Origin of the sequence: Enterococcus sp. S22(2020) (assembly GCF_020295385.1) — a bacterium.
GTDB classification, from domain to species: Bacteria; Bacillota; Bacilli; order Lactobacillales; family Enterococcaceae; genus Enterococcus_L; species Enterococcus_L dunnyi.
Genome location: NZ_JACFUD010000006.1, coordinates 1 through 11,416, shown reverse-complemented (window position 1 = coordinate 11,416; position 11,416 = coordinate 1). Strand labels below are relative to the sequence as shown.

Annotated in this window: 13 protein-coding genes and 1 tRNA gene; 10 read left to right on the top strand and 4 right to left on the bottom strand. The window is 37.2% G+C overall.

The features are described 5' to 3' along the window. Window position 1 precedes the first annotated feature (1 nt). Window positions 2-226 (bottom strand): glutaredoxin-like protein NrdH, encoded by a 225-nt coding sequence (nrdH, locus tag H3T55_RS12715; protein ID WP_069664941.1) that lies wholly within the window; start codon window positions 224-226, stop codon window positions 2-4. A gap of 579 nt (window positions 227-805) precedes the next feature. Between nrdH and H3T55_RS12710 the strand changes: the two genes are divergently transcribed. The 5 genes from H3T55_RS12710 to H3T55_RS12690 all read left to right on the top strand — a co-directional run bounded on the left by H3T55_RS12710 (window position 806) and on the right by H3T55_RS12690 (window position 4,819). Continuing rightward, entirely contained in the window at window positions 806-1,273 is a 468-nt protein-coding gene (locus tag H3T55_RS12710; RefSeq protein WP_225534949.1) for a FeoA family protein, read from the top strand. Window positions 1,274-1,277: 4 nt separating this feature from the next. Next, window positions 1,278-3,431, top strand: coding sequence for a ferrous iron transport protein B (gene feoB, locus H3T55_RS12705; protein WP_225534950.1), 2,154 nt, complete (start codon window positions 1,278-1,280; stop codon window positions 3,429-3,431). A 4-nt stretch (window positions 3,432-3,435) separates the two neighbouring features. Next, complete coding sequence (locus H3T55_RS12700) at window positions 3,436-3,567, top strand: FeoB-associated Cys-rich membrane protein (protein WP_225534951.1); 132 nt, start codon at window positions 3,436-3,438, stop codon at window positions 3,565-3,567. Between the two features lie 109 nt (window positions 3,568-3,676). Next, window positions 3,677-3,749: transfer RNA gene (locus tag H3T55_RS12695), tRNA-Lys, on the top strand. Window positions 3,750-3,940: 191 nt separating this feature from the next. Beyond that, window positions 3,941-4,819: a hypothetical protein gene (locus H3T55_RS12690; protein WP_225534952.1), complete on the top strand. Its 879-nt coding sequence runs from the start codon at window positions 3,941-3,943 to the stop codon at window positions 4,817-4,819. 690 nt (window positions 4,820-5,509) lie between these two features. Here the strand turns inward: H3T55_RS12690 and H3T55_RS12685 are convergent. Further along, a complete protein-coding gene (locus H3T55_RS12685) occupies window positions 5,510-6,016 on the bottom strand; it encodes a phosphatidylglycerophosphatase A (protein ID WP_087642299.1) in 507 nt (168 codons plus the stop codon). Between the two features lie 85 nt (window positions 6,017-6,101). On the opposite strand from H3T55_RS12685, the gene H3T55_RS12680 reads away from it, so the two are divergent. Continuing rightward, window positions 6,102-6,344, top strand: a complete 243-nt coding sequence (locus tag H3T55_RS12680; RefSeq protein ID WP_087642300.1) for a DUF1450 domain-containing protein — start codon at window positions 6,102-6,104, stop codon at window positions 6,342-6,344. A 50-nt stretch (window positions 6,345-6,394) separates the two neighbouring features. Here H3T55_RS12680 and H3T55_RS12675 read toward each other — a convergent pair whose 3' ends face one another. Next, complete coding sequence (locus H3T55_RS12675) at window positions 6,395-7,408, bottom strand: NAD(P)/FAD-dependent oxidoreductase (RefSeq protein WP_225534953.1); 1,014 nt, start codon at window positions 7,406-7,408, stop codon at window positions 6,395-6,397. A gap of 229 nt (window positions 7,409-7,637) precedes the next feature. Here H3T55_RS12675 and H3T55_RS12670 point away from each other — a divergent pair, with 229 nt between their 5' ends. Then, window positions 7,638-8,225, top strand: a complete 588-nt coding sequence (locus tag H3T55_RS12670; RefSeq protein WP_088271325.1) for a peptidylprolyl isomerase — start codon at window positions 7,638-7,640, stop codon at window positions 8,223-8,225. A 122-nt stretch (window positions 8,226-8,347) separates the two neighbouring features. Here the strand turns inward: H3T55_RS12670 and H3T55_RS12665 are convergent, their stop codons facing one another. Next, window positions 8,348-9,514 (bottom strand): MalY/PatB family protein, encoded by a 1,167-nt coding sequence (locus tag H3T55_RS12665; protein ID WP_225534954.1) that lies wholly within the window; start codon window positions 9,512-9,514, stop codon window positions 8,348-8,350. Between the two features lie 201 nt (window positions 9,515-9,715). Here H3T55_RS12665 and H3T55_RS12660 point away from each other — a divergent pair, with 201 nt between their 5' ends. The 3 genes from H3T55_RS12660 to H3T55_RS12650 all read left to right on the top strand — a co-directional run bounded on the left by H3T55_RS12660 (window position 9,716) and on the right by H3T55_RS12650 (window position 11,178). Then, window positions 9,716-10,084, top strand: a complete 369-nt coding sequence (locus H3T55_RS12660) for a CvfD/Ygs/GSP13 family RNA-binding post-transcriptional regulator (RefSeq protein ID WP_225534955.1) — start codon at window positions 9,716-9,718, stop codon at window positions 10,082-10,084. Window positions 10,085-10,148: 64 nt separating this feature from the next. Beyond that, window positions 10,149-10,520 carry a hypothetical protein gene (locus H3T55_RS12655; RefSeq protein ID WP_176372910.1) on the top strand — a complete coding sequence of 124 codons (372 nt, stop codon included), beginning with the start codon at window positions 10,149-10,151 and terminating at the stop codon, window positions 10,518-10,520. Window positions 10,521-10,665: 145 nt separating this feature from the next. Continuing rightward, entirely contained in the window at window positions 10,666-11,178 is a 513-nt protein-coding gene (locus tag H3T55_RS12650) for a GNAT family N-acetyltransferase (RefSeq protein WP_225534956.1), read from the top strand. The last annotated feature ends 238 nt before the right edge of the window (window positions 11,179-11,416 follow it).

The following is an 11,416-nucleotide window of genomic DNA, read 5'->3' as shown; positions in this document are numbered from 1 at the left end:
TCTAGCTGGCCAAGTTTTTTAATTGATCTGGACGGAATCCCACAACTGTAGCAGCGTCAGAAGTGATAACCGGAACACTTTGGAAGCCTTGTTCTTTTAACCAGTCGATCGCATCTGGTTGGATATCGATATTTACTTCTTCAAATGCTATATTATTTTCGCTCAAAAAGCGTTTTGCCATCTTACATTGGATACAATTATTTTTAGAAAAGATTTTTACGTTCATTTTTATTTCCCCCTCAATTAGTTTACATTCACTAGTATAAATCTCTCTGGGAAAAAGTCAACACTTAGGCACTATATATTGTGGTTGTTTTTTAGCTGAATACCATGTTTTGTGTTTTTGAAAAGAATATGAAAGCTCGTATTCTCTCGTTTTATGCGACATTCATGCCGATTTTCGTGTTCAAAAAAGAAATTTATTAAATTTTTCGGCGGGATTTTTAAGGAGAGAAACACAAGATATAGGGGGTGACTAAAAGGAAGCACACTAGAAATATTTTGGCGAATATAAGGATCAATTATTTTCTTACTATAGGTAGAAAGAACATTGATTTAAACCTCACAAACAGGTATACTTAATGAGAACGATTATCAATATCATTAGAGAAAGAAATGAAACTTTTTCACAAATGATATATATCGTGAGTGATATTGATGAATGTATGTTATCCAGCTACACAAATCAATCCTTCGGAAAATAGATAAATTGCCAGTGAGACAAAAAACGTCTCAATATCAATTTCCTAATTTTCTACAGGATCAAACGATTTGTTCCGCTTTTAAAATTAAAGGAGGCTACATAATGTTGACATTGGCACAGGCAAAATTGAACAGGGTTTATATGATCGACGAGATCCAGGCAGAAGGATTTGCAAAGAAGCACTTGAACAATCTTGGCCTTGTGCCCGGGGGCAAAGTAGTGCTGCTGAACTTTTCTGCTGATAATGGGATCGTTCTTTTACACAATAGCCGGATCGCGATCAATGTATCTGTATTAAAACAAATTACAATAGTAGAAAAAAATACAGAAGAAGAAAATTGGGTATCATTAGATCAGTTGTCTGTTGGTGAAAAAGCACGTGTTGTAGGTATTCACGGTCAAGGAGCGGTCAAGCGACGTTTGATGGATATGGGACTGACTAAAGGGGTGGATCTATTAGTTAGAAAAATGGCGCCATTAGGGGATCCGATCGAAATCAATCTTCGCGGTTATGAGCTGACGTTGAGGAAAAATGAAGCAGAATTAGTCTTAGTACAGAAAGTGGGGTAAGGAGATGAAAGAACAGCATATTGCTCTGACAGGAAATCCTAATAGCGGGAAAACAACTGCTTTTAATGCATTGACTGGGGCAAATCAATATGTAGGGAATTGGCCGGGAGTCACAGTTGAAAGAAAAGAAGGTAAATTGAAGAAAGACAAAGCGATCACGATTCAGGATCTGCCTGGTATTTACTCTCTTTCACCTTATACGCCAGAAGAAGTTGTTGCTAGAGATTATCTGCTTAGCGGTTCTCCTGATGTGATCGTTAATATTGTCGATGCAACAAATTTAGAACGAAATCTTTATCTGACGACCCAATTGATGGAAACAGGGATTCCGGTTGTTGTCGGATTAAATATGATGGATATTTTGGACAAAACTGGTAAAAAGATCAATATCGAAAAATTAGCATATGGCTTAGGGATCGATGTCATTGGAATCAGTGCTTTGAAAAATCGTGGACTCGATGAATTAATAAAAAAGGCAAGTAAAGTTCAAGAAGTTTTTCCGCCTGAATTTAATTATCCAACATACGATAATCGGCTAGAAGCAGCCTTGAATGAAATTGTGGATGTTCTAGGGGATAGTGTGATGGAAAAGCAGGCTCGCTGGTACAGTGTTAAATTATTTGAACGGGATACTAGAGTGGCTGCTCAATTGACGCTGAGCGACTTGCAGAAAAAAGAAATCGAAGATATCATCAAGATTACAGAACAAATTTTTGGTGATGATAGTGAATCGATCGTGATCAATGAACGCTATGAATTTATTACGCGCTTAACTGCACTTTGTGCGATCGAAAAAAATGAAGTTTCATTCAGTATGAGTGATAAAATCGACCAGATCGTAACGAATCGCTGGTTAGCGTTACCGATTTTTGCAGTCATCATGTGGTTTGTTTATTATCTAGCGATTCAAACAGTAGGGACGATGGGAACAGACTGGATCAACGATGAGTTGTTTGGAAATATCGTACCAACGAATGTAGCAAACTGGCTAGAGAGCTTACAGGTAGCACCTTGGATGCAAAGTTTGATTTTAGATGGGATCATCGCAGGAGTAGGAGCTGTTTTAGGTTTTCTGCCGCAGTTGATCGTCTTGTTCTTATGTTTGGGCTTTTTAGAAGACTGCGGATATATGGCACGTATCGCATTTGTGATGGATCGTTTGTTTAGAAAATTCGGCTTATCAGGGAAATCATTTATTCCCATGCTGATCGCTACAGGTTGTGGTGTTCCAGGAGTTATGGCTAGCCGAACGATCGAAAATGAAAAAGATCGTAAGATGACGATCATGGTAACGACCTTTATGCCTTGTTCGGCGAAATTGCCGATCATTGCTTTGATTGCGGGGGCATTTTTCCCAAAAAGCAGCTGGGTATCGCCTTCTGCCTACTTCATTGGAATCGTAGCAATTGTATTGTCTGGTATCGCTTTGAAAAAAACGCGTTCATTTTCAGGGGATCCGGCTCCGTTTATCATGGAACTTCCTGCGTATCATATGCCCCAACTAAGAGGCGTTTTGAGACATGCATATGATCGTAGCAAATCGTTCGTCAAAAAAGCTGGAACGATCATTTTTGTGATGAGCATTATTATTTGGTTTACATCAACTTATACATTTACTTTGCAGGAAGCCGCAGAAGACCAAAGTATTTTAGCAAACTTAGGAAAAGTCATCGCACCGTTGTTTGCACCGCTTGGCTGGGGTACTTGGCAAGGAGCTGTTGCAACGATCACTGGATTAGTAGCGAAGGAAAATGTGATTGGAACGTTTGGTATTCTTTTTGGTCATTTGAGTGAAGTATCAGAAAATGGCGTTGAAGTTTGGTCTGCTCTTCAGGCGGCATTTACGCCAGTTGCAGCCTATTCATTTTTAGTTTTCAACTTATTGTGTGCGCCTTGTTTTGCCGCGATCGGTGCGATCCGTCGGGAAATGGGCGATTGGAAATGGACATGGGGAGCCATTGGTTATCAGTGTGGTTTGGCTTATATTGTCAGCTTTATTATCTACCAAGTCGGTCATGTCATTTTTGAAAAGGGTCCGATAGGTGCAGGATTCTTTAGTGCCATTTTATTGATGTTCATCATGGGGTATTATCTATTTAGAAAACCGAAAGTCAAAGAAGAACCTGTTATTACGATGGCAACATTAGAAAGAGGGTAGGAACATGGCAACGTTTATTTTAGCAGTACTGATTTTTGGTGGTGCGGGGTATATCATCTATTCTCGTATAAAAACTGGAAAGAGTTGCGATGATTGTCATACGACTTGTCCAGTGAAAAAAGAACAGGAAAATTGATCGAACGACACGATGAAAGAAAAGTAACCGTCATTTCTTTTATTGTGTCGTATTTTTTCACTTGAACAAACAACAAGCAAGTGCTACAATATTTAAGTACTAAACATTTGGGTCGTTAGCTCAGTTGGTAGAGCAGCTGACTCTTAATCAGCGGGTCATGGGTTCGAGCCCCTTACGACCCATTGGGTGCCAAACCCACGAGAATGGTATTCTGTCGGCGTCTTCGGGCGTTTCGAAGACGGAATATGCATTCTTTTTTTTGTTTATTTGACTGTCCTTTAACTAAAAACCTATTTTAAAAATCGTATAAAGTGAGTATTCTCTGATTTGGTGATACACTAAAATTGAAGAATAGGAATGGGAGGGAAAAGTCATGAAAAAGATCATTAGTTATTCATTGATATTACTAGCAACTATCTCGCTAGCCGCATGTGGAGGGAAAACGAAGTCATCTGAAAATTCAACACCGCCAAAGCAAACGGAGAAAAGTAGTCAAGCATCAACTACAACAAAAGAAAGCTCAACTAAATCAAGTACCTCAGCTTCTAGTTCGACAAAAGCTTCATCATCTTCTGAAACAAAAACAAGCGAAACACAAACTGTTGCTCAGCCGCAAAGCAATACACCAGAAAAACAGGCAAAAGCAGTACTTGATGAGCTGAATAGTCTATTTCCAAATAATACGTTGCCGCAAAGCCTATTAACGAGTAGAACAGCTGAATATTTAACAGCAGCAACGACAAGTACAGCAGATCAAACGAATTTCAGAATACTATATTATGCAGAAGATCATCCGATCGCAGTCAATGATCTTGCAGTAAATAATTTACAGCCGATTGCTTCTTTTGAAAAGAAAAGCTATGGTTCGGCTGAAGAAGCTGTAGGAGCAGTAGGACAAATTATTGATACTGGCGGGAATAAGGTGGATTTGGGCTATGGTATTACGGGATATGAACAAGGGGCAGCCGGTTCGACCTATTTATCTTGGCAGGAAGGAAATTGGAGTTTGGTTGTACGTGCTTCTAATATTGGTGGAGAAGTAGCAGAACCTTTAGCAAAAGAAGTAGTTACCTATCTAGAAAAAGCAATGCTGCCGGCTCCTCAAAATCTAGGCCAAATTTCTTTAACAGCGAGTACAAGCGACAGCTACCAAATCAATACAGTTGTTTGGCAAAAAGGAACGACCGTATATACGATCAATCATTTTGATCCCCTTCAAGCAGTTAAGATGGCTGTCTCAACAAACGGTTAAAAACGTGCAAGACCCATTTATTTACCTCTGTAAGTAGAAAGCGAACGATGGTGTTTCAAAAGGAAAATAAAACAGAATCATCATTGACGAAACATTCACTCATCTTGTACAATAAGTACAGGATAGAAGCGAAAATAATTAAATAAAAAAAGGCACTTCACAATTTGGTGGCAGCCAAACTATGAAGCCCTGAAAAGTCAGCAGACACTGACCAATCAAGTTGCCCTCGTCGATGCAAAAAGCACTGACATGATTTATTGTACTCAATTTTTAGGAAAATATCTACCCCTAAAATGTATGAGAGCACAGACATGCCAGCCTTTATTTATTGAACGAAACAGCAGTGTTGGAGAAGATTCTGACACTGCTTTTATTTTCGCTTCTATTCTTTTTTCATTTTTTGTTATCTTTATTCAGTGGAAGGCTTCTGTCATAGGTAGAAAAACAGGAGTCAGTGCATAAAGATACAAAAAATAAAGCTCATCACTATAGGTAGTTGATTTATCTATTGGGGAAGAAAATCAATGACTGAAAACAGTGTCCGCTTACACGTCACAAAGAACTTTTGAAACCTATAGTGGTGGCTTTAAATGGAAGTATAAAACATCATATACTTTATAGTTATTATAATGGAAGAATTACTATCAACGCAATCAAAACGACGTTAAATATAGTAGATAGAGATACATTTTACTGCGTGATTCTACTTTTATCCGGTTGTGAGTGCGCTAAACGGCTAGCTGCTGCAGCTGCGATCGCTCCAACGATATCATCCAAGAAAGTATGAACTTCTGGTCCCTCATGAGAATTTAGTTTTGCTAAGATTCCAGGCTTCACTTTATCGATATAACCATAGTTAGTAAAACCGATCGAGCCATAAACATTCACGATGGAAAGAGCCAAAATTTCATCAATACCATACAAGCCTTCATCATCTTCAATAATTTCCTGAAGTGGGTGAAGCAATTTTTTTTGTTCAGCTAAAATATCTAACTGAATACCTGTAATGATGGTATTATGAACTTCACGTTTTGAAAGTACACTATCGATATTTTCAATACAAGTGTTTAGATCAAGATTTTCAATATAAGGCTTTTGTAGATATAATACTAACTCAGCTAGATCTTCCATTTCAACACCGCGTTCTTTCAATAGCTGACGTGCTTTTTTCTCTAACGTTTCACCTTTTATGACCAAAATAAAAACCTCCAATTCGTCTTTTTTAAATTTAGAATACATCAATGGTATACTATCTAAAGAGTAAAATGCAAGGAGAAGATCGATGAATCCCTTAATCGAATGTTGTGAGCAAAATTTAGCGAATGGTGGAGAGCTGATACTAAGCGATCCATTTATCGAAGAAAATAGTGATATTGTCACCTATTCCTGTATGAATGAATGTGTCCTTTGTGCTCAAACGTTATTCGTTTTATTTGAAGGAGAGAGAATTGTTGGTGAAACACCTGAATCGTTAGTGGAAAATATAAAGAAAGCTCTAGTCGCTTGGCAAGAAGAAATGGGCTAAATACAAAAAGGAACCGAACAGGTTTTATCTGTTCGGTTCCTTTTTCTATACTAAAGCATTGTTGCTTCTTTGCCTTCAAATAGACTAGTACTGTGCATGGGTTGAGTTCTAGCATCAGGTTTGATGAAGTGCAAAGCGTTATTTACGGCAGTTGGAGCTTCTCCAAAACCTGTAGCAATTAGTTTTACTTTTCCATCGTAGTTACAAATATCACCTACAGCGTAAACGCCAGGAATATTTGTTGACATATCAGAATTGACTTCGATTGCATTACGGCTGACTTCCAAACCCCAGTCTTTTAGATGGCTCAACGAAGAAGTGAAGCCGTAATTGATGATCAAAGAATCTAAATCAAGCTTCTCAAAATTATCAGCTTTCGTTTCTTTTAATTGAATGCCTTTAAAAGAGCTGTCTTCCATCAAAAGCTGATCGATCACATAAGGTGTGTAAATAGAAACATCTGATTTTTTTAGATTATCTACACTATGCTCATGGCCACGGAATTCAGGTCGACGATGAATAATCGATACGCGTTCAGCAATGGGTTCCAACATTAATGCCCAGTCGATCGCAGAATCACCACCACCAGCTATGGCAACTTTCTTTCCAGAAAATTTATTCATATCAGTAACATAGTAATGAACATGATTCCCCTCAAGCTCTGCTGCACCATCAAGAGTTAAACGTCTTGGTTGAAATGATCCGTTTCCGATCGCAAAAATAACTGCTTTAGAATAGTGGATCCCTTTAGACGTTTCGATACGCAAATGTCCATCTTCCTGCACTAAATTACGTACTTCTTCTTCCAAACAAATATCATGAGAAAAAGGAGTGATTTGTTTTTCTAAGTTTTCAATCAGTTCACTTGCTTTCACGGCTGGAAAACCAGGAACATCATAAATATATTTTTCAGGATAAAGCGTTGATAATTGTCCGCCTACTTGGGGTAAACTATCAATGATTTTCGTTTTTGCTTTACGAATTCCTGCATAAAAAGCGGCGAAAAGACCAACAGGCCCCGCGCCAACAATCGTTAGATCATAAATATCTTTTGCGTCAGACATTAAAAATTCCTCCTGTTTCGGTTTATAAAAAGTTCCTATCTATTTTAAAGATAAAACGAAAATGCAAAGTATATCGTTTTTCACAAAATATCACTTGTAACAGAAAAAAGCAAGTGGAAGTTTGTGAAAGAAAGGAACTCTTAAAAGATTGGGATGAGAGAATAGAATGTTCAAGTGTCATTGATTATGATAAAATGAGGAAGTAAAAACTACACTAGGAGGAAATAAAATGTCAGAATTTCCACAATTAGATTTAGCAAATGTCAAAGGACCAAAAGCGGTGATCAAAACAAATAGAGGAGATATCACAGTTCAACTATTCCCAGAGCAAGCACCTAAAACCGTTGAAAATTTTGTTCAATTAGCGAAAAAAGGCTACTATGATGGAGTGATCTTCCATCGTGTCATTCCTGATTTTATGATCCAAGGTGGAGATCCAACTGGAACAGGCATGGGCGGCGAAAGTATTTATGGCGAAAAATTTGAAGATGAATTTTCTAAAGATGTCTTTAACCTACGAGGCGCTTTATCAATGGCGAATGCTGGACCGAACACGAACGGCAGCCAATTTTTCATTGTCAACAATCAAAATGTACCAGCTAATATGATGGGACAACTAGAAGGAGCCGGCTTCCCAACAGAAGTGATCGAAGCTTATAAAGCAGGCGGAACACCATGGCTAGATTTCCGTCATACTGTTTTTGGTCATGTTGTTGAGGGAATGGATGTTGTTGATGAAATCGGCGGCGTTCAAAGAGATTCTCAAGATCGCCCAACATTTGATGTTGTGATCGATAAAGTAGAAATTAGCGAATAGAATACAAAAAATAGAACAGAAGTGCTTGATCTTAAGGAAAGATCAGGCGCTTCTGTTCTTATATTTAAATGTTAAGTGATAAGCATATAACTCGTTGAGCTACATCTTGATCCGTTTTGATTTTATTCGAATGCATATTTTATTCTACGTAATCCTTCTAACAGCGTTTCTTTTGGACAAGCAACGTTTAAACGCATATGCTGTGAACCATGAGGACCAAAAGTGATCCCGGCGTTTAGAACGACCTTACCTTTGTGGACCAATTGTTCTTGAAGTTTTGCATCAGATAGATCAAAAGCTGAAAAATCAAGCCAAATCAGATACGTTCCCTCTGGACGCATCATTTTTACTTGAGGCAGTTCATGATTTAAAAAGTCAGCTACGGTATCAATATTTTCTTTTAGATATGCGAGTAACTCTTTAAGCCAGTCATCGCCATGTTCATAAGCTGCTTCTGTTCCAACATACCCGAAAATGTTGATTTCATCTTGGGCATTCTGTTGCTGGATCGTAACGAATTTCTTTCGTAAGTCAGAATTTTCGATAAAGACCATTGAATTTTTGATACCGGCTAAATTAAATGTTTTTGTGGCTGCTGTTAAAGTAATAGAAAAATCCTTGAAACTAGAATGAACATTGGCAAAAGTTGTAAACTGGTGAGGAGCAAAAATCAAATCTTGATGAATTTCATCACTTACAACAAGGACATCGTATTTCGCACATAATTTCCCAACAGCTTCTAATTCAGCAGCGGTCCAAACTCGTCCTCCTGGATTATGAGGATTACATAAAATGAATAGACGGACGTTTTCATTCAGAATTTGCTTTTCCATGTCATCTAAATTCATAACAAAGTGTCCATCGGCCACGTCTAAGGTACTACGAACAAGCTTGCGATTATTTTGCTCAACGACTTTAGCGAATGGTGGATAAACAGGATCATGAATTAAAACAGCTTCACCAGGTTGAGTAAACGCCTGAACAGCTAATGCTAAACTTGGAACGACCCCACTGTTAAAAAGAATCGCTTCCTTGCTGATCGAGTAATCATGATGGCGCTGCTGCCAACTTTGAATTGCTTGATACAATGAATCTGGTGCTGGAGAATATCCTAGAATTCCTTGATCTATCGTTTTCTTTAAGGCATCTAAAACAGGCTTATTCGCTTTAAAATCCATATCAGCTACCCAAAGTGGAAGTAATCCATCTTCTCCATAAGTATCCTTGATGGAATCCCATTTTGCACAATTTGTATTTCGACGGTCATATACTTTATCAAATTCTACCATTCGCTTCATCCTTTCATTTATCCAATTATTTAGTATATTACTTGATTGATAACTCTAGTATAATAGACTTTTAAGAAAATATGAACAAAAAGAACGAATATTATATAGTAGAAAGAAATCTATGCACATTTCTACGGAACATGCTATTATTTTAAATGAGGAAAATACTTTAGTGTGAAAATTGAAAAGAGGCTAATAATTATGAATTACAAAATAGGCATGGTCGTTGATGGAACGATTACAGGATTGCAACCCTACGGAGCATTTGTTTCACTGAGCGAGACGGTTCAGGGACTGATCCATGTGTCTGAAGTCCAAGCAGGATATACAAAAAATATACACAACTTACTGGAGGTTGGGCAAAAAGTAAAAGTTCAAATCATTGATATCGATGAATATACAAAAAAAATCAGTTTGTCTTTGAGAACATTAGAAAGTCAAACTCAGCAGCCAAACTATCGACGAAAAAAATACTTCACGAATAAAAACAAAAAAATTGGTTTTCAAACACTTGAAAAAGAGCTTCCTATTTGGCGAGATGAAGCAATGGAGAAACTCTTGTCGAAATAATTCTGTTTTTTTTCAGAAAATATGGTACAATTTTCCTAGTTTATGAAAACAAAAATTAATTGAGGTGGATGTTTTGTCTAACAAAAAAGTCGCTGGTACTATTATATTGCATTTAAATGATGGTTCTAAAAAATTTCTTGTTCATCCAGTTGATGGATCGATGCAGTTTGTTACAACAAAAGTTTCAGAAGAGATGACCGCTTTGGCTAGTATGTTGCAGATTATCAAAGAAGAAGTTCTTTTAGATGTTACTTCAATTAATTTAGTCGAATTGACAAATGCCCATACTGAGGTTGAAAATATGCCTCTATTTGTATTTGAAATGAATGAAGATTCAGGAATACCAACAATCGGTAGTACGTATGTTTGGGAAAAACCGTCCGAATTAAAAAATTTACTCTCTTCTTTTGAAATCGAAGGAGTACCGATGTTTTAAAAATTAGATACATAAAGAATATTGAGAAGATGTCATGGATGCTTTTGATATTCAACATTGTGTAGACGGAGTGAACCAAATGCTGGTTTGCCCGTCTTTTTTTATAACATATATCATAGTAGGGAAGCGCAAGGAGGAAAAGTTAATGGAGCTCAGAAAAGCAACTACTGAAGAAGGACAAACTGCATTAGAACTATTAAAAGAAACTGCAGAATGGTTAAAATCGATCGGCAGTGATCAATGGTCTGATGTATTAAAAGGAGAAGATAAGCACGGATTAATTGCTGCTGTAAAAAGAGGCGAAGTGTTTTTCTTCTATAATAATGAAAAACAATTGGCAGGAATGGTTGCTGCTTGGCAGAAACCTACTGAATGGGATCGCCTGCTTTGGGAGAACATTGAATCAAGCCAGAAATCATGCTATCTCCATCGTGTGATAATACGTCCCAGATACCGAAAGGCTGGTTATGGGAAAGAATTGCTGAATGCTGTAAAAGTTGAATTCGAAAATCAGGTCGATGAACTACGTTTGGATTGTCTAGCAAGTAATCAGCGCTTATCAAGGTTCTATATTGAAAATGAATTTAAGCATATTGGGCGTTCAAAAAATAATACAGGAGTAGAATTCGAACTATTTTCATATAAACTAAAAAAATGATCGGAAATATAAGTGATTTAATCTAAAAATAAGAGCCAAATGTATATAATCTATCAAAAAGCGAAAAGGTACTTGGGACAGAGAATTATGATGAAAAAAATATTCGATTCTTTTTAAAATAAAGGTTGACCAATTAAGAAAAACTTGTTATATTATTACATGTCGCAAGGCGAGCAACAAAAACGCTGAAACGACTGAAATAGAATAACAAATCAAGTTTTAAAAAAACTTGAAAAAT